This window comes from Stappia sp. (assembly GCF_048261845.1).
Classification (GTDB): Bacteria; Pseudomonadota; Alphaproteobacteria; order Rhizobiales; family Stappiaceae; genus Stappia.
Genome location: NZ_JBLXFR010000028.1, coordinates 14367 through 38453 on the forward strand (window position 1 = coordinate 14367; position 24087 = coordinate 38453).

Sequence of the window (24087 nt, forward strand, 5' to 3'; positions counted from 1 at the left end):
CCATCTTCGAACGCGGAGGGGATACCTCGCTCCCGCGTTCCGCTTTTCCCCTTCCCAGCAACAGACCGGAGCATCGTCATGCGTCGCATGTATCTCATCCTGAACGGCAAGTCCTCGCAACGCGACGATGTACGGGCGGCGGTCGCACATGTGCGTGAACAGGGCTACCAGCTCGAAGTCCGGGTGACCTACGATGCCGACGATGCGGCTCGTTTCGCGCGCGACGCGGTATGCCGCGAGGCTGATGAGCGACCCGACGTGATTGTTGCCGGGGGCGGCGACGGCACGCTCAACCAGGTCGTTGCCGCGGCCATTGAAGCGGATGCCGGGACACGCTGCGCCTTCGCGCTTCTGCCGCTGGGAACTGCGAACGATTTCGCGGCCGGGCTCGACATTCCGGTTGATCCGCAGGCGGCGCTCGTCCTCGCGGCGTCCGGTACGCCGCGCAAGATCGACATCGGCCGCATCAACGACCGTGTCTTCGTCAATGTCGCCAGCGGCGGCACTGTCACGCGCATCACCCGCGAGGCGGACCCGCGCGCCAAGCGCCTGCTCGGCGGGGCGGCCTATCTGATCGCCGGGGCCAGCCGGATCGGCGAACTGACGCCGACGCGCGCCTCCTTTTCCGCAGACGGGTTTTCCTGGGAGGGGCAGTTTCTCGCCATGGCCATCGGCAATGGCCGGTTGGCGGGGGGTGGCGTGCCGCTCTGCCCCGAGGCAAAAGTCGACGACGGCCGTCTCGACCTGATGCTGTTTCCCCAGCCCGAGGCCGACCATGTCCTGTCGCTGCTGTCGAGCCTGCTGCGCGAGCCCGACGGCGACCTGCAGGGCTATGCTACGCGCGCGAGTTTCACGTCGCTGCGTGTCGATGCCGAGGAGGAATTGTCACTCAATCTCGACGGCGAGCCGATGTCGGCCTCCCGGCTCGACGTCAAGGTCGAGCCGGGGGCGCTTCGCTTCGTGAGCCGAGCCTGACGAGATCAGACCGCGCCCGTATATTCACCGCGGGCCGGATAGTCGTTCTTGCGCACGAAATCGAGCGCGCCGACCATCTCCTGGAAGTGCGGACGGACGAAGGGCATCGTCTGCACCGAGGCGAAGTAGAGCGTGCCGTCGGCGCGGACCAGGAAGACGCCGGGCTCGGAGAAGAGTTCGGGCTCCTCGATGCCGATCGATGTCGTGCCGCGTCCGGCCGAGACATAAAGTCCCCATTCGCGTGCCAGTTCGAGCGGCAACCCGTAGCCGAAGCGCAGGCCGGTCGCGCCGACCTTCTCTGCCATCGCGCGCGTGCGCTCCTCGCCGTCGGACGAGATCGCGATGGTGGTCACGCCGCGCTCGGCAAGGTCCGGCGTCAGGCGTGCCAGTTCCTTCAGGTAGGTGGCGCAGATCGGGCAGTGCAGGCCGCGATAGAAAACGACGAGCGTCGCGAAGTCGGGCGTTTCCGAGGAAAGGTCGAACGTGCCGTGGTCGAGCGTGTCGACGATGAGGCCGGGGACGGGTTGGCGGGGGAGGAGGGGCATGGGCGTGTCCTTTTGGGCAAGGGGTGGCCGGCTGGTCGCCGGGCGGTCGGGATCTGACGCATCCCGCGTTGTTCAGGATCTCTAGATAGTGTATTCTTGGGTAACATCGATGCTAATTTCTTGCCATATCGTTCAGGTGCGTCATGGATCTCATGCAGAAGCGGGTGGACCGGCTGTCGGCCCTCATCGACCGGTTCCGGATCGAGGCGTCGGTTCTCGATGCCCCGCTGGCTGACAGGGCGGCGGATAGCGTCAATCTGTTCCTGATCACCGATGGCGTGCCCGAAGAGGTTTCGCACCCGCGCTGGCTGGTGTTTCGCACGGATGGCGCCGCCACCAACGGTGCGTCCGTGCCGCCCGAGGGCCATGTCGCGGTTGCCGCGCGGGTCGACCTTGGCGGGGCGGGGTCTCCGCTGGCGATGGCCTTGCCGGCCGAGGTGCGTGTCGATCTTGGGGATGCGCCCGCGCTGGCCGCCGTTTCGGCCGTTCTTCTGGAAGAGGTCGAGCGACCGCGATGCGGCGGCAAGGCGATTGTCGACCGGCTTTGCGAGATCGTGGTGATCCGCTTCCTGCGCCATGCGGTCGAGACCGGCCGTGCTGAAAACGGGCTGATTGCCGGGTTGGGGCATCCGCAGATCATGCTGGCCCTGGTTGCCATGCACGAGGCGCCGGAGCGCCGATGGACGCTGGAGGACCTTGCCGGCCTGTGCGGCATGTCGCGCACCGCTTTCGCCGTCACTTTCCGCGATGTCGTGGGACGTACGCCCGGGGCCTATCTGCAGGACTGGCGGCTGGGGCTGGCGCGCCAGGAGATCGGCCGGGGCGGGGCGCTCAAGACGGTCGCGGGGCGTGTCGGGTTCTCAAGCGCGGCCGCTTTCAGCCGCGCTTTCTCGCGCCAGTTCGGGCATGCGCCGAGCGCCTGCGCGCGGCCGGGTTAGCGGGGCGCGCCGGTCGTCGGCTTTTCCAGCTGATAGACAGCGTCGGTCGCCTCCTCCAGCCGGGCGGCGATGGCCGCCTGTGCGTCGAAGAGACCGCGATTGTAGAAGGCATTGCCGATCTCGCCGGCGAGGAAATCCAGAAACGCCTCCGCCTCGAGCGTTCCGATCCGCACATCGAGTTCATCGCGCAGATGCGTGCGCAACCGGTGCACCAGTTCCGCTTTCTCTTCGGTGCTGAAGGGGGAGCGGTTCATGGCGTCCCTTGTCGGCCCGGGGTCAGGCGGTGGCGAAGGCGTTGCAGATGCTCTCGAAGAAGGCGCGGCCGTCGGTGCTCGCCTGCAGCGGATCGACGTAGTTTTCCGGGTGCGGCATCATCCCGAGGACATTGCCGGCCGCATTGGCGATGCCGGCGATGTCGTTGATCGAGCCGTTGGGGTTGGTGCCTTTCGCGTAACGGAAGGCGACGCGGTCCTCTGCCTCCAGCATGCGGACCGTTTCCGCGTCGGCGAAGTAGTTGCCGTCATGATGGGCAACGGGGCAGCGCCAGATCGCGCCCTTTTGCATTGCTGCGGCGAAGCGGTTGGCGGTGGAGGCGGTTTCCATGAGCACTTCGCGGCAGACAAAGGTAAGCGCTGCGTTGCGCATCAGGGCACCCGGCAGCAGGCCTGCCTCGGTCAGCATCTGGAAACCGTTGCACACGCCTAGGACGAGGCCGCCCTTGTCCGCGAAGGCGCGGACCGCATCCATGATCGGCGCACGCGCGGCAATCGCCCCGGAGCGCAGGTAGTCGCCATAGGAAAAGCCACCCGGCAGCACCACCAGGTCGACGTCGGGCAACTGCGTGTCGGCATGCCAGACGGCGGCCGGCTTGTGGCCGGAGACCAGCTCCAGCGCGTGCATCATGTCGCGCTCGCGATTCGAGCCGGGGAAGGTGACGACGGCGGATTTCATGGCGGGACGGCTCCCTTGGGGTTCGGACCGGAACGGCTTCAGACCAGAAACAGAGCGGCGGCCAGTGCCAATGCGGCCGGCAGCAGGATGAAGACGGCCGCCTTGATCAGCAGGAAACGCAGGGCACGGGCGCTGTCGTCATCCATGGCTGGCGGGCAGGGCCGGAGGCCCCGTTCTTCTGAGTATCAGACGATCTCGATGTCGTAGTTCTCGATCACCGTGTTGGCGAGCAGCTTCTCGCACATGGCGGCAAGGTCGGCGCGGGCGCTGTCCGCGTCGCGGCCGCCGATCTCGATGTCGAAGACCTTGCCCTGGCGCACGCTGTCGACGCCGGCAAAGCCGAGCGCGGCAAGGCCGCCCTCGATCGCCTTGCCCTGCGGGTCGAGGACGCCGGTCTTCAGGGTGACGGTCACGCGTGCTTTCATCAGGGCTCGTCTCCGCGAATGGGGGACCGGCACGGATCGCGGCCGGCCGGGCTTTCGCGCCGCTTCTAGCGCGGCGGCCGTACGGAAGAAAGGGGCTTCTGCACATTTTGCATCATCCCCTGTGTTCGCCACAACAGCGTGAGCGATCTCTAATCGGGTGTCGCCGCCGCCTCCGTCCGCCTACCAAGCCTGTCATTGGCAACGGCAATGGAGGGTTTCATGCCTGTACTGGAAAACAAGGTCGCGATCATCACCGGCGCAAGCTCGGGTGTCGGCGCGGCAACGGCGCGGCTTTTCGCGTCGGAGGGCTGCGCGGTTGTTCTGGCCGCCCGCCGCAAGACCGAGCTTGAGGAACTGGCGGCCGAGATATCGCACAAGGGCGGCCAGGCTGCGGTGCTCGCCGGAGACGTGCGCGAGGAGGCCTATGCCGAGGCGCTGGTCGATCTGGCGACGAACCGCTTCGGCGGGCTCGACATCGGCTTCAACAACGCCGGCACGCTCGGATCGATGGGGCCGGTCCCGTCGCTGTCGCTCGACGACTGGAACATGACACTCTCCACCAACCTGACCGGCGCTTTTCTCGGCGCGAAATATCAGGTGCGGGCGATGGAGGAGCGCGGCGGCGGGTCGTTGATCTTCACCTCGACCTTTGTCGGGCAAACGGCCGGGATGCCGGGAATGGCCGCCTACGCGGCCAGCAAGGCCGGTCTTGCCGGTCTGACCCAGGTTCTGGCGGTCGAGCATGGGGCGAAGGCGATCCGGGTCAATGCGATCCTGCCCGGCGGCATCGACACACCGATGGGACGCGTGGTCGCCAACACGCCGGAGGCGCGCAGCTTCGTCGAGGGCCTGCACGCCTTGAAGCGGATTTCCAGCCCGGAGGAAATCGCCCGCTCGGTGCTGTATCTGGCATCCGACGCGTCGAGCTTCACCACCGGCACGGCGATGCTGGTCGACGGCGGCGTCTCGATCAACCGCACCTGAACGGCGCGAGCGCCCTCGAAACGCAAAGAAGCCCCGGCCAGTGGCCGGGGCTTCCTCGTTCGTTGAGTGGCTGCAGGGGCGCGGCCCTACAGGCAGTCCTACTTGACGAGAACCGGGCCGGTACCGGCGGCGCGGTCATTGTCGTTGAGGATGCCGAGGCGGCGCGCCACTTCCTGATAGGCTTCCAGCATGCCGCCGAGATCGCGGCGGAAGCGGTCCTTGTCCATCTTCTCGTTGGACTGGATGTCCCACAGACGGCAGCTGTCGGGCGAGATCTCGTCGGCGACGACGATCCGCATCATGTCGCCTTCCCAGAGCCGGCCGCATTCGATCTTGAAGTCGACAAGACGGATGCCGACGCCAAGGAACAGGCCGGAGAGGAAGTCGTTGACGCGGATGGCCAGCGCCATGATGTCGTCCATCTCCTGCGGCGAGCACCAGCCGAAGGCCGTGATGTGCTCCTCGGAGACCATCGGGTCATCGAGCGCGTCGTTCTTGTAGTAGAACTCGATGATCGAGCGCGGCAGCTGGGTGCCTTCCTCGATGCCGAGGCGCTTGGACAACGAGCCGGCGGCAACGTTGCGAACCACCACCTCGAGCGGGATCATCTCGACCTCACGGATCAACTGCTCGCGCATGTTCATGCGGCGCAGGAAATGCGTGGGGATGCCGATCCCGTTCAGATGGTTGAAGATGAACTCGGAAATCCTGTTGTTCAGGACGCCCTTGCCATCGATAATCTCGTGTTTCTTGTTGTTGAAGGCGGTCGCGTCGTCCTTGAAGTGCTGGATGAGCGTCCCGGGCTCCGGGCCCTCGTAGAGGATCTTGCCCTTGCCCTCGTAAATGCGCCTGCGGCGGTTCATAGGCACGTACCGTGTTGGAGAAAGAAAATCCATAACTGGCGGAGTTGCTCCGGTTGACTGCGGTCCCGAGCCCCATGGACGCTGTCTGATCGGCCATGCGGGCTGGTCGGGACGGTCATCGGAAGGCGCGAGAACGGCAGTTGCACTTTCGGCCCCCCGCTCGATGGCGCGGAACCTACACGATCGCCCGGTAAAGTACAATGAAGCGCGAAAAGAGAATTTCCCGTCGTCCGCCGGGGCAGAGGTTCGTCGTCGGCAACGCCGTGGATTTGGCCGGACGATGCCCGCACGCAGGTTCTTATCGCGTTGATTTGGCCGCCTGCGAAGGATATGCAAGGGCGCACCGGATACCCATATGGAATATGCCAAAGAGTATGGCGCAATCCGCAACCCTTCCAGCGGCCACCAGCAACGGCGGGCCGCACCCGAGACGAGGCAGGAGACACAGGCATGAGCACGTTCGACCGTCGCGAGGAGGCCTTCGAAAACAAGTACGCCCACGACGAGGAGCTCCGCTTCAAGGCCGTGGCGCGCCGCAACAAGCTGCTTGGCCTTTGGGCGGCGGAAAAACTCGGTCTCGATGCCGACAAGGCGCAGGACTACGCCAAGGAAGTCGTGCGCTCCGATTTCGAGGAGCCGGGCGAGGAAGACGTGTTCCGCAAGATCCGCAAGGATTTTGACGACGGGGGCGTCGAGCAGTCGGACCACCAGATTCGCCGTACCATGGACGAGCTGCTGCATCAGGCGGCGGAACAGATTCAGAGCGAAGGCTGACGCTGCAAGGCGAGCAGATGCCGGCGGCGTCCGCGCCGCCGGATTCTTCCGGCTTCCGTTCTTTCGCGGGGGGCGGACACTTCCCTCCCGCAAGGATCTTCCCGATGACCGCCGCTCCCACTCTTGCCGCTCGTCTGCGCGCCGACGAGACCGTTGTCACCGCCTGGTCGACGCTGGCCGTCCCGATCCTGGCGGAATTGCTGGGGCGTGCCGGTTACCGCGCGGTGACGCTCGACATGCAGCACGGCGCCCATGACATTGCCTCGGTACGCGATGGCATCACTGCGACACGGCTGTCGGGAGCCCATGCGGTGGTGCGCCCGCCGGTCGACGATTTCGCCACTGTCAGCCGGGCCTTCGATCTCGGCGCGGAAGCGGTCATCATGCCGATGGTGAATTCGGTCGAGGACGCGCTGGCGCTTGTCGGGGCTACCAAGTATCCGCCGATCGGCACGCGCAGCTGGGGACCGCACCGTGCGGCGATGCTGCAGGGCATGACACCGCCGGACTATCTCGCCTCCGCCAATGCAGAGACGGTCGCGCTGGCGATGATCGAGACGCCGGCGGCGGTCGAGGCGCTCGACGAGATCCTCGCCGTCGACGGTCTGGACGGCATCTTCGTTGGCCCTGGCGACCTGTCGCTGACCCTGTCCGATGGCAAGGCCGTGACGCCGAGCAGTGAGACGGTGCAGGCGATGGCGGCCGATATCGCGGCCAGGACGCGGGCGGCGGGGAAGTTCGCCGGCGCCTTCTGCAACACTGCGGAGGATGCGCGCGCGGCCCGCGACATGGGCTTCCGCTTCATCGCCCACGGCGTCGAAATGTCGCTGTTGCTGGATGCCGCTGCCGCCAAGCTCGCCGAACTCGACTGATCGCGGGGGCGCCTCCGGCGCTCCTCCCTGATTCCGGTGAAGTCCGGTATCACGTCCGCGCGTGTGGCTTCGCCGCGGCGCTTCGTGTTGCCGGGTGATCGCCCTAGCCGGCCGGGGCGAGGAAGCCTTTCAGGTCCTTCTGAAGATTCTCGATCGGCGGATTGCCATTCTTGAGCAGCGGCTTGCGGGCCGGCGCACAGCCCGGCGAATAGGGCTTGGCCGCATCGCGCGGCAGCGGCTTCACCACCCTTGCGCTGGTCAGGCCGAACACGTCGCCGCGCTTGGTGTCGAGCATGAAGACGTTCTGGTGCTGGAAATTGCCGCACTGGAAGCCGGGGCCGGCATCCTTCATCATCGGGTTGCGGGTGCCGGGGCCGTAGTCGTAGCAGACCTGCAGATAGTCCTTGCTGTCGTCCAGCTTCCAGCGCCCCTGCAGGATGCGGGAGTTGCCCGGATACCAGAGCCAGGAGCGGCCGTCGGCGGAGGTGTAGGAAATCTGCGTGCCATGGCCGGGCATGTAGGAGACATCGGTGCGGTCGGCCATGGATTCGGGTGCGTCGGCCGTCGTGTAGCGCGTCAGCCCGCGCAGCCGGTCCTTTTCCACGATGGCCCGCGCCGCCGGCGCATCGTTCTCGGTGTTGCCGCAGGTGCTTTTCTTGTCCCAGGCCTGCACAAACAGATCCTGCTCCCGCTGCAGCACTTCCTTGCTTGGGCCGCAACCGACGAGGATCAACGGAACCGAAAGAAGAAGTGCCACACGTAGAAATGTCTTGTCCGCTTTCATCGAAATGTCTTTTCCAAGAAACGTGAGTATGCACGCGATCATCGGATGATGCCGCTGTCGCGTGGAAAGGATCTGCCACTCGGACGAGCTTTGCTCGCGTCGAACTCGCCTCAAACTTGCATTTCCCGAGAACTTCCATATCAACGGCGGACGCATCTGCCAAGCGGCATCGGAGAACCCCGGATGTCTTGCGGCAGGGATACTCAAGGACTTTTCAGGACATCGATATGTTCAGGCTTGTTGTTGTGTTTTCGCTTTGCCTCTTTGCAGCTTCCTGCAGCAAGCAGGGCGCCGACGAATTCGCCGAGTCGGTCGGAGGAGCGCACATCCTCTTCCATAAAAACGTGAACGTTCTTCCCGAGCCGCAAAGGGCGGCGATGGTTCACCGGTATCGGGACTCGCTCGAGTGCTGGATGGCGGATTCCGCCATCAACACGCAAGGCCTGGTCATTTCGCGGGTCGAGCCCTACGACAATGACCGTGGCTTCACCGCTTATTTCGCCTATCCCGACAAGCCGGGTGTGACCGCCGCGAATATGGAATTCGGGTTGCCGTGGTTCTGGGTGCCGAGTGTCTCTGTCTTTGTCTTCGGCCCGGAAAGGTGGGGCGCGACCATGAAGGCGCTGAAGCCGTTCCACCAGGAGAACCGCATCATCCTGTGCGGCGACAAAGGGCAGTTCGGCTTCCGTTCGTCGCGGCGCTAGAAGCGCCGGGACCAAACTTCACCTGCGTTTGCCCTCACAGGTCCTTCATCAGATAGGCGAAGGACATAAGCCCTTCCGGCCAGGGGCCGTGGCCGCTTTCCAGGTTGATATGGCCGGCATCGCCCGCATCCTGGAAGTGGGCGCCCCAGTCCTTCGCCATCTGTTCGGCCACCTCGAAGGCGCAATAGGGGTCGGTGCGGCTGGCGACGACGCGGGCGAAGAACGGGAGCGGTCCCTTCGGCACGGCCCGAAACGGGGCGGCGTCGAAAGCGGGTTTCGGCTCATCGCGGTCAAGGTTGGTCGGTGCGACGAGGAAGGCTGCCTTGATCTTGTCCGTGGCGAGGCCGTGGCCATGCGCGGCATGCACCGCGGTGATCGAGCCGAGCGAGTGCCCGACCAGCACGACCGGGCGTTCGGCCTCGTCGACGGCCGCCTTCACCGTGTCGATCCACTCCTTCAGCACGGGCTGGAACCAGTTGCGCTGGGCGACGATGCGCGCGGTCGGCATCTTCTCGCACCAGCGGTGCATCCAGTGGCCGGCCGGCGTGTCGCCGTAGCCGGGCAGAAGCAGGATATCGGTCTCGGCGATCTTCATGGGTCTCCGCTCCCTTGTCGGTGGGGCAGGGACGGGTTTGCAGCCCGCCCCTGACTTGCGTCAGGCGTTCTGCCTCAGGCCTTGCCGAACACCCGGGCGAAGATCGTGTCGACCGCCTTGGTGTGATAGCCAAGGTCGAAGCGCGAGCGGATCTCCTCCTCCGACAGGGCGGCGCGCACGTCCTCGTCCTTCAGCAGTTCCTCGAGAAAGTCGACATCGGCGCTGCCGTCCTTCTGGTAGCTGTCCCAGACCTTCATGGCGTTGCGCTGGACGAGACGGTAGGCGTCTTCGCGCGAAGTGCCGGCCTGGGTCAGCGCCAGCAGGATGCGCTGCGAATGTACCAGCCCGCCAAGGCGGTTCATGTTGGCCAGCATCCGCTCGGGATAGACGAGGAGCTTGTCGACGACGCCGGTCAGGCGGGCCAGCGCGAAGTCCAGCGTCACCGTCGCATCCGGCCCGATCATCCGCTCGACGGAGGAATGCGAGATGTCGCGCTCGTGCCAGAGCGCCACATTCTCCATCGCCGGAAGCGCGTAGCCGCGCACCATGCGGGCAAGGCCGGTCAGGTTCTCGGTCAGCACGGGGTTGCGCTTGTGCGGCATGGCGCTGGAGCCCTTCTGGCCCGGCGAGAAATACTCTTCCGCCTCCAGCACCTCGGTGCGCTGCAGGTGGCGGATTTCGGTCGCCACCCGCTCGATCGACGAGGCGACGACGCCGAGTGTCGCGAAGAACATCGCGTGGCGGTCGCGCGGGATCACCTGGGTGGAGACCGGCTCGACGGCAAGGCCCATGGCCTTGGCCACATGTTCCTCGATGCGCGGGTCGATATTGGCGAAGGTGCCGACGGCGCCGGAAATGGCGCAGGTGGCGATTTCCGCGCGGGCCGCGACAAGCCGGGTGCGGCAGCGGTCGAACTCGGCATAGGCCTCGGCCATCTTCAGGCCGAAGGTGACGGGCTCGGCGTGAATGCCGTGCGAGCGGCCGATGCAGACCGTGTCCTTGTGCTCCATGGCGCGGCGCTTCAATGCGGCGAGCAGCGCGTCGATATCGGCAAGCAGCAGGTCGGCGGCGCGGGTCAGCTGCACGTTGAAGCAGGTGTCGAGCACGTCCGAAGAGGTCATGCCCTGGTGGACGAAGCGGGCGTCGGGTCCGACGATCTCGGCCAGGTGGGTCAGGAAGGCGATGACGTCGTGTTTCGTCTCGCGTTCGATCTCGTCGATGCGGGCGACGTCGAACGTCGCGGCTCCGCCCTTGTCCCAGATCGTCTTCGCCGCTTCCTTCGGGATCACGCCGATCTCGGCCAGTGCGTCGCAGGCATGGGCCTCGATCTCGAACCAGATGCGGAACTTCGTCTCGGGAGACCAGATGGCGACCATCTCGGGCCGCGAATAGCGCGGAATCATGCGGGTTCCTTCAAGGGCGGAGTGCTTAGGATGCGCCGGTCCTTAGCAGACGCGGCGGCGCGGCTCAATGCGGGCGAAGTACAAGGAGAAGGCGAGCAGCGGAACGAGAGCGAAGGGAAGCAGGGCGCGCGCGCCCATGACGCCGAAGATGTAGGCGGTGGTGGCGGCCGTGAAGACCTGTTCCCACAGCATCCGGTAGGAGATCTGCTGCGTGTGCCATTGCGAGTAATAGGCGCGCAATTGCAGGAAGAAGAAGAGAGCGGCAAAGGCCGCGGTGCCGAGTGACAGGAACAGGACCATGGCCGCGAAGCGCGCCGGGCCGCGTGCCTTTCGGCGGCGCAGCGTGACGAGGCTCGCGGCGCCCCAGGCACACCAGGCGCCGAGGAACGAACCGCTGGCGAAGACCGCGACGACAGCGGCGGAACGGCCGCTCAGCGCTTCGCCCCGCCAATGGGCAAGAAGGGCGGCAAGGCCGCCGATGACGAGCGCCCAGGCTATCGCGAAAGCAAGTGAACGCACGGGCGTGTCTGTCCTTGCGGCTGTTGCCGGCGTCGGGAACCCGGAGCCGGCCTCGGGTCTGGTGTTTCAAGAGTGGGACCGGGCCGGGGCGGGGTCAAGCGGCCGCGGCCTCGGCTGCCTTGCGGATCGCGTCGATATTGGCGCGGTAACCCTCGATGCCCTTGCCCTTGAAGACGGCGGAGCCGGCGACAAGCGCATTGGCGCCGGCCTTTGCGACCAGCGGCGCGGTCTCGGCGGTGACGCCGCCATCGACCTCGATGTCGATCGGGCGCTCGCCGATCATCGCCTTGATGCGCGCGACCTTGTCGACCATGGCGTGGATGAAGGACTGGCCGCCGAAACCCGGATTGACGCTCATCACCAGGACGAGGTCGAGCCGGTCGAGCACATATTCGATGACGCTTTCGGGCGTGCCGGGGTTGAGCGAGACGCCTGCCTTCTTGCCAAGCGCACGGATCGCCTGGAGCGAGCGGTCGAGATGCGGCCCGGCCTCGGCATGGACGGTGATGATGTCGGAACCGGCCTTGGCGAAAGCCTCGAGATAGGCGTCGCAGGGCGCGATCATCAGATGCGTGTCGAAGATCTTGTCCGTGTGCTTGCGCATCGCCGCGATGACATCCGGGCCGAAGCTGATGTTGGGCACGAAATGGCCGTCCATCACATCGAGATGGATCCAGTCGGCGCCGGCCTCGACGACATCGCGGACCTCCTGGCCGAAGGCTGAGAAATCGGATGCGAGCATCGACGGGGCGATGACGAGGGGGCGGGACATGGCGGCGGCTCCGAAGGGAAAGGTTGGCATGCCGCTACCATAGCCGGTGCCGCCCCACAAGGTCGTGGGCCGCAACAGGGACCGTCCGGCGTCAAAGACGACCGGTGATGGCGATATAGCGACCGTCCGGCCCCTCGAAACCGATTCGCTCGACCAGCACGAGAACGGCGAAGACGGGACGGCCCATTTCCTCGGGGTAATGCACCACCAGCCGGTCGATCCGGTAGCGCAGCGCGCAACCACGGCTGTCGGGCAGGCGGGTGTCGTCATTGAGCACCCGGGTTTCTCCGTCATGGGTGAGTGTCAGGCGGAAACCCTGGATCGTGCCGAAGCCCTCCGGGCAGTTTGCCGGGCGCTGCACCGGCGTCTCGCTCAGGCGCAGTTCGATCGTCGGACCGAGCGCGGGAGCCGCTGCGCGGGTCCCGGCGATCATCATGTGCGGATCGGCGCCGCGCTCGGTCGACGGATTGTGAGCAACCGTGGCGCCTGCTCCGGAGATTGCCGCCGCCTCGATCGCCGTGCTGGCCGCCTCGTGATTGGCGGCGCGGGTGCTCGCCAGTTCAGCCTCGAAGTCGAGAGGCTGGCTGTCATCGATCTCGTCGAGGCGGCGGAAAGGGCTGCCCTTGGTCCAGCTGTCGCGGGCGACGTCGATCACGTAGAGATTCGACCAGGGAAAGCCGGAGCCATCCTGGATGCCGTATTCCTCGAAGGCGAAATGCGCTCCGTCACCCGAGAAACCCAGGATCTCGGTGCGGGCGTAGTCGCCGGCAAGGGCCGCCTGCGGGACAGGCATGGCCGTCAGCAAGCAGGCAATCAGCATGCGCCACCCGGCGTGCATTGTCGAAGGAGACATCACTGTCACTCCATTGCGGGGTTTTCGCGCAGTCTAGCCCTTGTTGTCCGCTCCGGCGTGACCGGCGTCACGGCCTGCCTGATTTGCCGCCAGCCGTGTCGCCACCGGTTTCAGCAGCCAGGGAAGCAGGTAGATCGGCAATTGGCCGAGGCCGAAATAAAGCCAGGCAAGGTCAGGCAGCGTGCCGCCAAGGGCAGCCACAAGCAGGCCCATGTTGCGATTGCCGGCGGCGTGGGCGAGCACGAAGGCATGGTCGCGGCGGGTTCTTGCGAACACCAGAAAGGTCACGCCCATCTGGGTGAGGGCTACGAGGAAGGTGAGAGCGGCGACGCCGAGCGTGAAGAGCGGTGCTTCCAGGAAGCGGTCGGCGACACCGTCCATGACCGCGACGGCGAAGACGAAAAGGATCAGCACGTTCATCCCGTCGACATGCTCTTTCGCGGCGGTCACACGCGCGGAGCCGGCAAGACGCCGAATCAGCGTTGCCAGGCCTGCCGAGGCGGCGAGCAATGCGGTCAGGCGGAAACCGAGGGCGACGGCGTCGATCGGCAGGGCCTCGCCGACAAGGAAAGCACCGATCAGCGGTGCGGTCAGCGGGGTCAGCAACATGCCGCCGCCGACCAGTGCCAGAGAGAGGGCGCCATCAAGGCCGATCAGGGCGATGAAGGCCGGCGCCGACATGATCGGCGGGGCGGCCGTGACGATGAACACGGCAAGCGCGACATCGGGATGAAGCGCGATCAGGCCCGTCGCATGCAGGGCGAGCCCGACCATCACGGGAATGGCGATGAGCATCCAGGAAAGTGCAAGCGCCGCAAGGCGCGGGCGACGCATGTGGGCAACGACCGCGACCGGGTCGACCCGCAGGAAGGCGAGCACCAGCAGCACGAAGATCGCTTCTTCGACCAGCGGCCGGAAGAGCGCCGAGAGCTGCGGCAGAACAAGCCCCAGAAGGGCGCTGACGGCGACGGCGCGGGTGCCCTGGCGGCCAAGCCAGGCAAGCAGGTCGAGCGGCAATGAGAGGGCCCGCATGGCGGCATCCAGGGCTTGGGGAAGAAAGTAAGGCGGGAACAAATCCGGGAGGGAGAGTATCGCGGAGTGCGTCTTCCACTTGCAAGGTGATTGTGAACGGTGTCGATAGGTTCTGATGCGAAGAGTCGATGTCGTTGTCCTGGGAGCCGGAATCACCGGCGTGAGCGCTGCCCTGCATCTGCAGGGGCGGGGCCTGCGCGTGCTCCTTGTCGACCGGCGCTCGCCGGGCGAGGACACCTCGCGCGGCAACACGGGCGTGCTTGGCCGCGACGGCTTCTCGCCCGTGCCGCTGCCCTCATCGGTGCTCGGGCTTGCCGCGCATGCGCTCAGCCCGATGAAGCGCCCGCGTGTCGAGCCGCGTTCCGTTCCCGCCCTGTTGCCGTTCCTGGCCGCGTTTCGCGATGCGACACAGCCCGCCGCCATGGCGCGCAGTGCCCGGGCGCTGGCGCCGCTGCAGGGGGCCGCCGTCGGGGAGCATCTCGCGCTGGCGCGGGCCGCCAGCGCCTTGCGGTTTTTCAGGCGCACGGGCTGGATCAAGATCCAGCGCTCGCGGGAGGCTCTCGAGGCGGCCGAGATCGAGCGGCATTTCGCGCGCGTTCTCGGCGTGCCCTATGCCGATCTGGCGGCGCAGGACATCGTCCGTCTGGAGCCGCATCTGCGGGCGCTCGACCATGCGGCGATGTCGTGGCCCGAAAGCCAGTCGGTGTCCTCGCCCGGCGGGGTGACCAAGGCCTATGCGCGGCTGTTTCGCGAACGTGGCGGGGAGAGCGAAACCGGCGATGCGGCAACCCTTGTCGAGATTCGCGGAGGCTACGGGTTGAGGACGGCGCGGGGCGAGATCGAGGCGGCACAGGTGGTGGTGGCGCTGGGCGTCGGTGCCATGCCGCTGCTGGACCGCTTCGGCCAGGGTCTGCCGGTGGCGGCCTGCCGCAGCTATCACCGTCACTTCCGCGCGGTCTCGGGTGTCGCGCTGTCGCGGCCGGTCACGGATGTCGATGCCGGTTTCACGTTGACACCGATGGAGCGCGGCCTGCGTCTTGTCGGCGGGGCGGAACTCCTCTCGCCGGCGCGAGCAACGGGAGATCTGGCGCCGCGTGCCTCGGCACTCAACCGTGCCACGACGCTCGTGCGCAAGCTGCTTCCTCTTGGCGCGGCGGTCGAAGAAGCGCCGGTGGCAGGTCTGCGCGCCTTCGTCCCTGATCTGTTGCCGATTGTGGGGCCGGTTCCGGGACGCCCGGGGCTCTGGCTTTCGATCGGCCATGAACGCGACGGGTTCGCGCTTGCCCCGGCCATGGGCCGGCTGCTTGCCGACCTGATGACGGGCTCCCTGCCGCTCGCCGATCCGCTGCCCTACGCACCGGCGCGCTTCCTGCAGGTTTGACGCGTGGCGATCAATGCGCGGCCGCGAAGTCCTGCATGAGCGGCTGGAAGTCTTCGGGCGGCGGGAACCCCTCGTAGCTGCGGTCAACGGGAAGTTCCACCCAGGCCAGTTTCTCCGCCGTCATTGTCTCGATGAAGGGGCGGCTCCATTTCGGCTCGTCAAACAGGGTCGGCCGGACATTGACGATGTCGGGCATCTGGGTGATCCGCGTGAACATCCAGGTCATGCAGTCGGGGCAGAAGAAATGGTCGAGGTCGGGGCCTTTCGTTCCGCCTTTCACCGGCTCGCCCCGGGTAACGCGGAAGGCGGGCGCGGGAACCATCGCGGTCAGCGAATAGGCACTGGAGCTCATCTTCCGGCAGCCCTGGCAGTGGCAGGCAGCCGTCATGATCGGCGGGGCGGCGATCTCGAATTCGGTCTTGCCGCAACGGCAGGTTCCGGTGAGCCGTGTCGGGGCATCTTGCATGGGTGGTCTCCGGTTGTGTCGGGCTGGAAGCGCGACCTTGCGGCGCACTCTGGCGGAAATGATCGGACGGGGGATGCCTGCCGGCGGACATGTCACCATCCGCTTCAGCGGCTCTTGGCTGTTGTCGTGTCGCGGCGATGGTCACCCGGGCAGTTCGCCCTGCCGTGCCGGAATGTCGGTGGTCAGGTTTCCCTGAGCGGTAGCGCGACCGTCTGCTTGACGTTGCTGACGACGATGCGCGACTGGACGTCGGAGACGAGCGCGTTGTCGAGCAGCTTCAGCCGGAGGAAATCGTCGTAGGCCTTGATGTCGCTCGTCACCACCTTGATCAGGTAGTCGACAGCGCCTGTGATTCGCTCGCAGATCACCACTTCCGGCCATCGGTTGATCAGCCTGTCGAAGGTTTCCATGTTGTCGCGGCTCGGCACGGCGAGCTTGACGAAGGCATAGGCGACGAAGCCGAGACCGACCGCTTCCCGGTCGACGACGGCGACGATCTGGCGGATGACGCCCGCCTCCTTCATCTTCTTGATCCGCCGCCAGCAAGGCGTCTGGCTCATGCCGGCCTCGCGGGCAATTTCTGCGATGGAGAGGGAGGCGTCGCGCTGGAGAATCTGCAGCACACGGATGTCGGACGGGTCGAGAAGTGTTTTTTCGCTCATAGGCCGTGATCTGGGAATTTTCGTTCTCATTTGAGGTCGTTGCCCGGCACGATAGCACAGAAATCCACCTGAAGAAGGACCATATTGGATGGCAGGAAAGCCTGTGGGGCGCGTGGCCGCAAGGTCCCCTCGCATGCGCATGCTCAAAGACGGATGAGGAGGCCGTCGCATGAACGCCATCACCAGAACCATCTCGCTCGACGACAAGTATGTGGCCACCCGCGGCCGCGTCTACCTCACCGGCATCCAGGCGCTGGTACGCCTGACGCTCGACCAGGCGCGTCTCGACGCGGAAGCCGGACTTCGCACCGGGGGCTTCGTCTCGGGCTATCGCGGCTCGCCGCTCGCCGGTTATGACACCGAGCTGGTGCGCGCCAGGCGGCACCTTTCTCCCGCCAGCATCGTCTTCAAGCCCGGCGTCAACGAGGAGCTGGGCGCCACCGCCGTCTGGGGCACGCAGAAGGTCGGCCATCACGGCAAGGGCAGCGACTATGACGGCGTCTTCGGCATCTGGTACGGAAAGGCGCCGGGCGTCGACCGGGCCGGCGACGTGCTGCGCCAGGCCAATGCCAGCGGCACGGCGGCAAAGGGCGGCGTGCTGGCGCTTGCCGGTGACGATCACCTCGCCAAGTCGTCGATCCTGCCGGCCCAGTCGGAATTCTTCTTCGAGCATGTCGAGATGCCGGTGCTCAATCCGTCCGACATCCAGGAAGTGCTCGACTACGGCCTGCACGGGCTCGCCATGTCACGCTTCTCCGGTCTCTGGTCGGGCCTGATCTGCCTTGCCGACACGATGGATGCCTCGGCGACGATCTCCGTCGATCCGCGCCGCCTTTCCTTCGTTCATCCGGAAGACCGCGATCCGCGCCGGCATGACGACCTCAACCGGGTGTTGCTCCTTGGCAACCGGCTCGAGACCGAACGGCTCCTGCGCGACATCCGCATTCCGGCGGCGCGTGCCTATGTGCGGGCCAATGGGCTCGACCGCGTCGCCTTCGGGGCGAGCCGGCCGCGCATCGGTATCGTGGCCACCGGCAAGGCTTATCGCGACCTGCGCCAGGCGTTCGAACTGATCGGCCTTACCGAGGAGCGGGCCCGGGACATCGGCCTTGCCATCTACAAGGTCGCCATGCCCTGGCCGCTGGAGCCGGTCGGCCTGTCGAATTTCGCGCGCGGTCTCGAACGGCTCCTGGTGGTCGAGCACAAGCGCGCCTTCCTCGAGCCGCAGATCAAGGAGATCGCCTATGACTGGCCGGAGCGGGCCCGTCCGGCGATCTGGGGCAAGAAGACGCCGGAGGGCGGGCCGTTCCTCTCCGACGTGCTGGAACTGGCGGTCGCGGAGATCATTCCCGCGCTGCTCGCCTTCCTTCCGTCCGACTTCGTCACGGGGGAAATGCGGGCCGTCGCCGAGCGCATGAACAGGCAGGTGATGTGGTCGCAAGGTCATGCGGAGCGCGCCGCCCGGGTGCCCTATTTCTGCTCCGGCTGCCCGCATTCGACCTCGACCGTCGTGCCCGAGGGCGCGCGCTCGATGCCTGGCATCGGCTGCCATGCCATGACTGAGATCCCGGGCCGCACGACCGACGGGCAGATCGCCATGGGCGGCGAGGGCGTCCTGTGGGTCGGCCAGTCGGAATTTTCCAACGATACCCATGTCTTCGCCAATGTGGGCGATGGCACCTATTTTCATTCCGGCATCCTGGCGATCCGCCAGTCGGTCGCCTCGAAAGTGTCGATCACCTACAAGATCCTCTACAATGACGCGGTGGCGATGACCGGCGGTCAGCCGGTCGACGGCACATTGACCGTGCCGCAGCTCACCCGCCAGTTGGAGGCGGAGGGCGTCGAGCGCATCGTCGTCGTCAGCGAGGAGCCGGACGCCTATCTCGGCCGGCACGACCTGGCGCCGGGCACGGACGTCTTCCACCGCGACGATCTGATGGACGTTCAGAAGGAGCTGCAGGCGCTGAAGGGCGTCACCGTGCTCATCTACGACCAGACCTGCGCGGCGGAAAAGCGCCGCCGTCGCAAGCGCGGCGGTCTTGCCGACCCGGACATGCGCCTGTTCATCAACGAGCGCGTCTGCGAGGGCTGCGGCGACTGTTCGGTGCAGTCGAACTGCATCTCGGTGGAGCCGCTGCCGACCGCCTTCGGGGAGAAGCGGCGGATCAACCAGTCGTCCTGCAACAAGGACTTTTCCTGCGTGAAGGGCTTCTGTCCCTCCTTCGTCTATGTGGAAGGGGCGGAGCTGCGCCGCGCCGATACCGGTCATATCGACATCGACGCGCTTGCCGCCGAACTGCCCGAGGCGGAGGTTGCCGGGCTGGAGACGACACTCAATCTCCTGATCGCCGGCATTGGCGGCGCCGGCGTGACGACGACGGCCGCGGTGCTTGCCATGGCCGCCCATGTCGACGGCAAGCAGGCCTCGACGCTCGACATGACCGGTCTGGCCCAGAAGGGCGGGCCGGTCACCTCGCATCTGCGCTTCTCCACCCTTGAGCGGGCGATCGAAGGGCCGCGCATCCCGACCGCCAGTCTCGACGTGCTGCTCGCCTCGGACATGGTGGTCGCCACCAATGCCGAGCAACTGGCCCTCATCGACCGCGAGCGTACCGCCGGATTTGCCAATGCGCGGGTTGCCCCGACGGCCGAGTTCGTCATGAAGCAGACGCTGTCCTTCGACGAGGCGCGGATGCTGCAGACGCTGAAAACCGCCTGCCCGACCTTCATCGGCCATGATGTGGCGAGCATCGCCGAGGCGCTGTTCGGCGATGCCATCTATGCCAACATGATGCTGGTCGGCATGGCGCTTCAGGCCGGCCGCCTGCCACTGTCGAGCGCCGCGCTGGAAGCTGCGATCCGGCTGAACGGCGCGGCGGTGACAAGCAATCTTGCCGCCTTCCGTGCCGGCCGGGTGCTTGCCGCGGATGCCGGCAGGATCCTTTCTGCGTTGCCCGGCACGCGCGATGCGGAGCGGGCCGAGGACATGGATCTCGACACGCGCATCGAGTTTCTCAGCAACGAGCTTGCCGCCTATCAGGACGAGGCCTATGCACAGCGCTTCCGCCAGGCGATCGCGCGCCTGCGAAAGGCCGACGAGGCGGATGGCAACGGCACCTTGCGGCTGACGCGTGTTGCCGCCGACATGGCCTACAAGGTGATGGCCTACAAGGACGAATACGAGGTGGCGCGGCTGTACAGCGAGCCGGGCTTCCGCGCCCGGCTCGAGAGCCAGTTCAAGGAGCCGGCCAAGCTGAAGGTGATGCTCGCCCCGCCGCTGGTCTCGCGCGGTCTCGACCCGAAGACCGGCCGGCCGCGCAAGATCGCCTTCGGGCCGTGGATCTTCACCGCCTTCCGCCTGCTCACCCGCTTCAAGGGATTGCGCGGCACCGCCTTCGACCCGTTCGGGCGAACGGCCGAGCGGCGCATGGAGCGGCAGCTCGTGGAGACCTGTCTCGCCGATCTGGAGCATATTGCCGGTCTCGTCGGCCGGGCCGGTTACGGGCTGCTGGTCGAGCTTGCGCGCATTCCCGACACGGTGCGCGGCTTCGGTCCGGTGAAGGAGGCGAACCACGCGAGCGCGATGAAAAAGCGCGCCGCGCTTCTTGCCCGCCTCGACGGCGAAGGCGGCGGCGTTCCGGTGCTGGAGGCGGCGGAGTAGGGGTCAGGCGCCGAAACGGGCCTGCCAGGTCGGCAGCGTGTCGCCTGGCCGGGCCTCGGCCGCATGGACAGCACGGGCGATTGCCCGGCTCATGACGGACGCGGCGGCCGCGCCGAGCGCGACGTTTTCCGCCAACGGATCGGCGGGCTTTCGCGCCGCTGTCGACAGCGCGAAGACGAGATCTCCGTCGAGCGCGGTATGAGCCGGCCACAGTGCCCGGGCGAAGCCGTCATGTGCCATCACCGCAAGCCGCTGCAGTTCCGCCTTGGTCAGGTCCAGGTCGGTGGCGATGATGGCGATCGTCGTGTTGGCGCCCTCCTTCAGCGCGTCGAGCTTGGTGCGCGGCCGGTCGATGCCCTCCGGCATTGCCTGCGGCCAGCCAAGCCCGCCAAACTCCCCGTTCTTCTCGAAGGGAGCCGCCCAGAAATGCGGGGTGTCGCCCATCGTCGCGCTGCCGAGCGCGTTGACGGCGACCAGAGCGCCGAGCGTTGCGCCGGTGTCCAGCCGTGCCGAGGCCGAACCGAGCCCGCCCTTCAGGTTGGCGGTCGTCGCGCCGGTGCCCGCACCGTGGCTGCCGAGCGCGAAGTCGCGACCGGCGGCAGCGAGTGCCTCGCGGCCGAGCGCGCCATAGGGGTTGACGTCACCCCATGCCTTGTCGCCGCCGTTCAGCAGGTCGAAGAGGATGGCAGAGGGGACGATCGGCACGCGCGCCGGGCCGACGGCGAACCCGCGTCCTTGCGCTGCGAGGGCCATCTGCACGCCCGAGGCGGCGTCGAGGCCGAAGGCGGAGCCGCCGGCGAGCACCAGCGCATCGACGGCATCGACCGTGAAACGCGGATCGAGGAGCGCCGCCTCGCGTGTTCCCGGCGCGCCGCCATGGATGGCGAGCGAGGCGCGCGCCGGCACATCGGGCACCAGCACGGTGACGCCGGATTTCAGCGTTTCGTTCGAGGCATTGCCGACCGAAAGGCCGTGCACGTCGGTGATGAGGTTTCGCAAGGCCGTCGGTTCCGCGTCAGATGCGGTGGTAGGTGCGGTCGAGATAGATCAGCGCCGGGCCGCGCTCGCCCAGGCGGATCGCGACGATTTCGCCGAAGACGACCGAATGCGTGCCGATTTCGGAGATTTCCGTGACGCGGCAATCGAGTGCGACGCGTGCCCCTTGCAGGATCGGCGCACCGGTGACCAGCCGGGTCCATTCGGCGAGCGCGAAACGCTCGTCGAAGGAGAGGTCGCCCTTGCCGGCGAAGGCGTCGGACAGCGGTTCGGCATCGGCGGGAAGCGTGTTGATCGCGAAGGAGCCGTTCGCCTTGATCACGCCGTTGATGCGGGCCTGGCGGTTGACGCAAACGAGAACCGTGGGCGGCGCGTCGGAAACGGAGGTGACGGCGGACACCGTCGTGCCGCCGCGTCCGGCGGCTCCGTCGGTCGTCGCGATATGGACCGCTGCACCGAGACGGCTCATCGCCTCGCGGAAATCGTTGCGGTCGACCGCGCGCGCATGACGCTGCCGCGCTGCGATGCCGCCCGTATCGGACGCGGGGCTGTTGGTCATCTCGTCCTTTCGGGTCCGTTGCCGCGGGGGTCCCCGGTTCGAACGCCCATCATAGCCGTAATGCTAACCGGGGCCGGTTTCAAATAGGTTTCCCGACCGTTGCGGTTCGTGCGCGACACCTGCCGGCCGTGGCGGGCCGGCCGTCCCGGTGCCGGGCATGCGGTCGCAGATCCAGTCGATGAAGCTTTGCGCGGCCGGTCCGGGTTGATGGGCCGCGGTCAGCCAGTAACCGCGATCCCGGTTGCCCGCCATGTCCGTCAGCGGGATCAGGTCGCCGCGCTGCAGCTCCGCCTCGATCATCGTCTCGACACAGAGTGCCACGCCGTGGCCGGCGACCACGGCGCTGACCAGCAGGTTGAAGTCGTTGAAGACGGGGCCGCTGCCGGCCAGCTCGGCTGAGAGCCCGTTGTCGGCCAGCCAGTCGCGCCAGTCCTTGCGGGTCTCGTCATGCAGGAGCCGCGCGGTCGCAACCTGATGGGGGGCATCGAACGGGCCGTGTGCGGCAAGATGCGCGGGACTGCAGACCGGCCGCGTATGTCCCGACAGCAGGCGCAGGCGGACGGCATGGCGTCCGGTTTCCGGCGGCGTGTCGAACCAGTCGATGGAGATGTCCGCATCCTGGGGCGTTCCGTGCAGCGCATAAAGCAGGCGCAGGCGCAGGGTCGGTGCGACTTCGGCAAAATCGACCAGCCGCGGGATCAGGTAGCGGGTTCCGAAGGAGGGCACGCAGGCGATGGAAAGTTCGGGCCTGCGGGCGGTCTCGGCCACATCGTTGCAGACCTCGCCGATGCGGGTGAGAGCGGCCTGCATGGCGCCGGCGATGCGCTCGGCCTCCGGTGTCAGCTCGATTCGCCTGCCGACACGGCGAACCAGGGCCATGCCGAACCAGTCCTCGAGATTGCGCAGATGGTGGCTGACGGCGGCGTGCGTCACGCCGAGTTCATCGGCCGCAAGTCCGACGCGTCCCGTCTGCGCCAGTGCGGCAAGGGCGCGCAAAGCATTGAGCGGAGGGAGGCTGGCACGCTGCATCGTTAGTTTTTCTAACAAGTTTGTCGGTATCTTTCAATTGAAACTGGCGTTTCAATGTGACTTTTTTCCCCAACGTGAATTGGCGGAAGCGGGAGGAAACGCGCCATCGCCAGCTATCCCGGACATGACCGTTCCTGTGATCTTGCGTGCCAGCCCGACCGGGCCGGCGGGCGCGTGATCTTTTTGCGCAAGGCGTGATCGCGGGACGCGGCGGCGGGGAGAAACTGTTCGCGTTCTGGTGCCATGGGGAAAGATGTTCTTTTCTGGCCATGGCTTTTCGAGGGGAATTGTGCCGTCAATGGCGGCTTGGTAAGTACATGCTATCACGCGCCGGTCGCAAACCGCGCCGCGCGACGGACTGAGAACGGCACAAGCCGCCAGTCCTTCAGGGGGATCACAGGGCAGATGGACTACTTCATCCAGCAGTTGATCAATGGCGTAACGCTGGGGTCGATCTACGGCCTTATCGCCATTGGTTACACGATGGTCTACGGGATCATCGGCATGATCAACTTCGCCCATGGAGACATCTTCATGGTCGGAGCCTTCATCGCGTTGATTGTCGTCATCGCACTCGGCATCACGGCGGCAACGCCGCTTCTGCTGCTCATTCTCGCGCTCGGGCTGGTGCTGGTCATCGCCATGGCGCTGACCGCGGTCTGGGGCTGGACGGTGGAGCGGATCGCCTACCGGCCGCTGCGTGGTTCGTTCCGCCTGGCGCCGCTGATCACGGCGATCGGCGCCTCGATCGCGCTGCAGAACTTCGTGCAGATCTCGCAAGGCGCGCGCAACAAGCCCCTGCAGCCGCTGATCTCCGGCAATTTCAAGCTTTGGGAGACGGTGACGCCGGAAGGCTCGTTCGTTGTCCAGATCAGCTACATGCAGATCCTGATCATCGTCACGACGCTGGCGCTGATGGTCGGCTTCACGCTGCTGATCAACAAGACCTCGCTGGGCCGGGCGCAGCGCGCCTGCGAGCAGGACCGCAAGATGGCCTCGCTGCTCGGCGTCAATGTCGACCGGACGATCTCGCTGACCTTCGTCATGGGCGCGGCACTCGCCGCGGTCGCCGGGCTGATGTTCCTGCTCTATTACGGCGTGATCGACTTCTACATCGGCTTCCTGGCCGGCGTGAAAGCCTTCACCGCTGCGGTTCTCGGCGGCATCGGCTCGCTTCCCGGAGCGATGCTCGGCGGGCTTCTGATCGGCCTGATCGAGACCTTCTGGTCGGGCTATTTCTCGCTCGAATACAAGGATGTGGCAGCCTTCTCGATCCTTGCCATCGTGCTGATCTTCATGCCCGAAGGTCTGCTCGGCAAACCCGAAGTGGAGAAGGTCTGA

General features: G+C 66.4%; 27 protein-coding genes. 9 read left to right on the plus strand and 18 right to left on the minus strand.

Translation table 11 applies throughout. The annotated features are described in order from the left end of the window. Positions 1–78 precede the first annotated feature (78 nt). Positions 79–975 carry a lipid kinase YegS gene (gene yegS / locus ACN0T5_RS12735; protein ID WP_417768978.1) on the plus strand — a complete coding sequence of 299 codons (897 nt, stop codon included), beginning with the start codon at positions 79–81 and terminating at the stop codon, positions 973–975. 5 nt (positions 976–980) lie between these two features. Here yegS and ACN0T5_RS12740 read toward each other — a convergent pair whose 3' ends face one another. Next, positions 981–1520 (minus strand): peroxiredoxin-like family protein, encoded by a 540-nt coding sequence (locus ACN0T5_RS12740; protein WP_417768979.1) that lies wholly within the window; start codon positions 1518–1520, stop codon positions 981–983. 143 nt (positions 1521–1663) lie between these two features. Here ACN0T5_RS12740 and ACN0T5_RS12745 point away from each other — a divergent pair, with 143 nt between their 5' ends. Further along, positions 1664–2458: an AraC family transcriptional regulator gene (locus tag ACN0T5_RS12745; protein WP_417768980.1), complete on the plus strand. Its 795-nt coding sequence runs from the start codon at positions 1664–1666 to the stop codon at positions 2456–2458. Here the strand turns inward: ACN0T5_RS12745 and ACN0T5_RS12750 are convergent. From ACN0T5_RS12750 to purS, 4 genes are read right to left on the minus strand one after another with little or no spacing between them, the layout of a single operon-like run. Beyond that, on the minus strand, positions 2455–2712 hold the full coding sequence (locus tag ACN0T5_RS12750; RefSeq protein ID WP_417768981.1) for a DUF2164 domain-containing protein: 258 nt from the start codon (positions 2710–2712) through the stop codon (positions 2455–2457). The two genes, ACN0T5_RS12745 and ACN0T5_RS12750, sit on opposite strands and share 4 nt — an antisense overlap. A gap of 22 nt (positions 2713–2734) precedes the next feature. After that, complete coding sequence (purQ, locus tag ACN0T5_RS12755; RefSeq protein ID WP_417768982.1) at positions 2735–3409, minus strand: phosphoribosylformylglycinamidine synthase subunit PurQ; 675 nt, start codon at positions 3407–3409, stop codon at positions 2735–2737. A gap of 38 nt (positions 3410–3447) precedes the next feature. Continuing rightward, positions 3448–3555, minus strand: coding sequence for a phosphoribosylformylglycinamidine synthase-associated small membrane protein (locus ACN0T5_RS12760; protein WP_417768983.1), 108 nt, complete (start codon positions 3553–3555; stop codon positions 3448–3450). Positions 3556–3594: 39 nt separating this feature from the next. Then, the gene (gene purS / locus ACN0T5_RS12765) at positions 3595–3834 is read right to left on the minus strand and encodes a phosphoribosylformylglycinamidine synthase subunit PurS (protein WP_417768984.1); all 240 of its coding nucleotides are present in this window, start codon (positions 3832–3834) and stop codon (positions 3595–3597) included. 219 nt (positions 3835–4053) lie between these two features. Between purS and ACN0T5_RS12770 the strand changes: the two genes are divergently transcribed. Next, a complete protein-coding gene (locus ACN0T5_RS12770; RefSeq protein ID WP_417768985.1) occupies positions 4054–4818 on the plus strand; it encodes an SDR family oxidoreductase in 765 nt (254 codons plus the stop codon). Between the two features lie 98 nt (positions 4819–4916). Here ACN0T5_RS12770 and purC read toward each other — a convergent pair whose 3' ends face one another. Continuing rightward, a complete protein-coding gene (gene purC, locus ACN0T5_RS12775) occupies positions 4917–5714 on the minus strand; it encodes a phosphoribosylaminoimidazolesuccinocarboxamide synthase (protein ID WP_306029899.1) in 798 nt (265 codons plus the stop codon). A 417-nt stretch (positions 5715–6131) separates the two neighbouring features. Here purC and ACN0T5_RS12780 point away from each other — a divergent pair, with 417 nt between their 5' ends. Both ACN0T5_RS12780 and ACN0T5_RS12785 read left to right on the plus strand, forming a co-directional pair. Continuing rightward, positions 6132–6455 carry a DUF1476 domain-containing protein gene (locus ACN0T5_RS12780; protein ID WP_417768986.1) on the plus strand — a complete coding sequence of 108 codons (324 nt, stop codon included), beginning with the start codon at positions 6132–6134 and terminating at the stop codon, positions 6453–6455. A gap of 104 nt (positions 6456–6559) precedes the next feature. Beyond that, positions 6560–7327 carry an HpcH/HpaI aldolase family protein gene (locus ACN0T5_RS12785; RefSeq protein WP_417768987.1) on the plus strand — a complete coding sequence of 256 codons (768 nt, stop codon included), beginning with the start codon at positions 6560–6562 and terminating at the stop codon, positions 7325–7327. A gap of 103 nt (positions 7328–7430) precedes the next feature. Here the strand turns inward: ACN0T5_RS12785 and ACN0T5_RS12790 are convergent, their stop codons facing one another. Beyond that, a complete protein-coding gene (locus ACN0T5_RS12790) occupies positions 7431–8111 on the minus strand; it encodes a hypothetical protein (protein ID WP_417768988.1) in 681 nt (226 codons plus the stop codon). Positions 8112–8338: 227 nt separating this feature from the next. Between ACN0T5_RS12790 and ACN0T5_RS12795 the strand changes: the two genes are divergently transcribed. Beyond that, positions 8339–8815, plus strand: a complete 477-nt coding sequence (locus ACN0T5_RS12795) for a hypothetical protein (RefSeq protein WP_417768989.1) — start codon at positions 8339–8341, stop codon at positions 8813–8815. 34 nt (positions 8816–8849) lie between these two features. On the opposite strand, the gene ACN0T5_RS12800 is transcribed toward ACN0T5_RS12795, so the two are convergent. The 6 genes from ACN0T5_RS12800 to ACN0T5_RS12825 form a co-directional block, all read right to left on the minus strand. Next, on the minus strand, positions 8850–9410 hold the full coding sequence (locus ACN0T5_RS12800) for an RBBP9/YdeN family alpha/beta hydrolase (protein ID WP_417768990.1): 561 nt from the start codon (positions 9408–9410) through the stop codon (positions 8850–8852). Between the two features lie 74 nt (positions 9411–9484). Then, positions 9485–10813, minus strand: coding sequence for an adenylosuccinate lyase (gene purB / locus ACN0T5_RS12805; RefSeq protein ID WP_417768991.1), 1329 nt, complete (start codon positions 10811–10813; stop codon positions 9485–9487). A gap of 42 nt (positions 10814–10855) precedes the next feature. Next, the gene (locus tag ACN0T5_RS12810; protein WP_417768992.1) at positions 10856–11332 is read right to left on the minus strand and encodes a hypothetical protein; all 477 of its coding nucleotides are present in this window, start codon (positions 11330–11332) and stop codon (positions 10856–10858) included. 94 nt (positions 11333–11426) lie between these two features. Then, entirely contained in the window at positions 11427–12104 is a 678-nt protein-coding gene (gene rpe, locus ACN0T5_RS12815; protein ID WP_417768993.1) for a ribulose-phosphate 3-epimerase, read from the minus strand. A 91-nt stretch (positions 12105–12195) separates the two neighbouring features. Then, a complete protein-coding gene (locus ACN0T5_RS12820) occupies positions 12196–12924 on the minus strand; it encodes a DUF2259 domain-containing protein (RefSeq protein WP_417768994.1) in 729 nt (242 codons plus the stop codon). A gap of 66 nt (positions 12925–12990) precedes the next feature. Next, entirely contained in the window at positions 12991–13989 is a 999-nt protein-coding gene (locus ACN0T5_RS12825) for a sodium:proton symporter (RefSeq protein WP_417768995.1), read from the minus strand. Between the two features lie 115 nt (positions 13990–14104). Between ACN0T5_RS12825 and ACN0T5_RS12830 the strand changes: the two genes are divergently transcribed. Further along, positions 14105–15370, plus strand: a complete 1266-nt coding sequence (locus tag ACN0T5_RS12830; protein ID WP_417768996.1) for an NAD(P)/FAD-dependent oxidoreductase — start codon at positions 14105–14107, stop codon at positions 15368–15370. A gap of 10 nt (positions 15371–15380) precedes the next feature. Here ACN0T5_RS12830 and ACN0T5_RS12835 read toward each other — a convergent pair whose 3' ends face one another. Further along, the gene (locus tag ACN0T5_RS12835; protein ID WP_417768997.1) at positions 15381–15836 is read right to left on the minus strand and encodes a GFA family protein; all 456 of its coding nucleotides are present in this window, start codon (positions 15834–15836) and stop codon (positions 15381–15383) included. Positions 15837–16018: 182 nt separating this feature from the next. After that, entirely contained in the window at positions 16019–16498 is a 480-nt protein-coding gene (locus ACN0T5_RS12840) for an Lrp/AsnC family transcriptional regulator (RefSeq protein WP_417768998.1), read from the minus strand. A 169-nt stretch (positions 16499–16667) separates the two neighbouring features. Here ACN0T5_RS12840 and ACN0T5_RS12845 point away from each other — a divergent pair, with 169 nt between their 5' ends. After that, entirely contained in the window at positions 16668–20162 is a 3495-nt protein-coding gene (locus ACN0T5_RS12845) for an indolepyruvate ferredoxin oxidoreductase family protein (protein ID WP_417768999.1), read from the plus strand. Between the two features lie 3 nt (positions 20163–20165). On the opposite strand, the gene ACN0T5_RS12850 is transcribed toward ACN0T5_RS12845, so the two are convergent. The 3 genes from ACN0T5_RS12850 to ACN0T5_RS12860 form a co-directional block, all read right to left on the minus strand. Beyond that, positions 20166–21161 (minus strand): P1 family peptidase, encoded by a 996-nt coding sequence (locus tag ACN0T5_RS12850; protein WP_417769000.1) that lies wholly within the window; start codon positions 21159–21161, stop codon positions 20166–20168. Positions 21162–21177: 16 nt separating this feature from the next. Then, positions 21178–21717, minus strand: coding sequence for a flavin reductase family protein (locus ACN0T5_RS12855; RefSeq protein ID WP_417769001.1), 540 nt, complete (start codon positions 21715–21717; stop codon positions 21178–21180). A gap of 63 nt (positions 21718–21780) precedes the next feature. Then, positions 21781–22746, minus strand: coding sequence for a LysR substrate-binding domain-containing protein (locus ACN0T5_RS12860; RefSeq protein ID WP_417769002.1), 966 nt, complete (start codon positions 22744–22746; stop codon positions 21781–21783). Positions 22747–23151: 405 nt separating this feature from the next. On the opposite strand from ACN0T5_RS12860, the gene ACN0T5_RS12865 reads away from it, so the two are divergent. Next, positions 23152–24087 carry an ABC transporter permease subunit gene (locus ACN0T5_RS12865; protein WP_417769003.1) on the plus strand — a complete coding sequence of 312 codons (936 nt, stop codon included), beginning with the start codon at positions 23152–23154 and terminating at the stop codon, positions 24085–24087.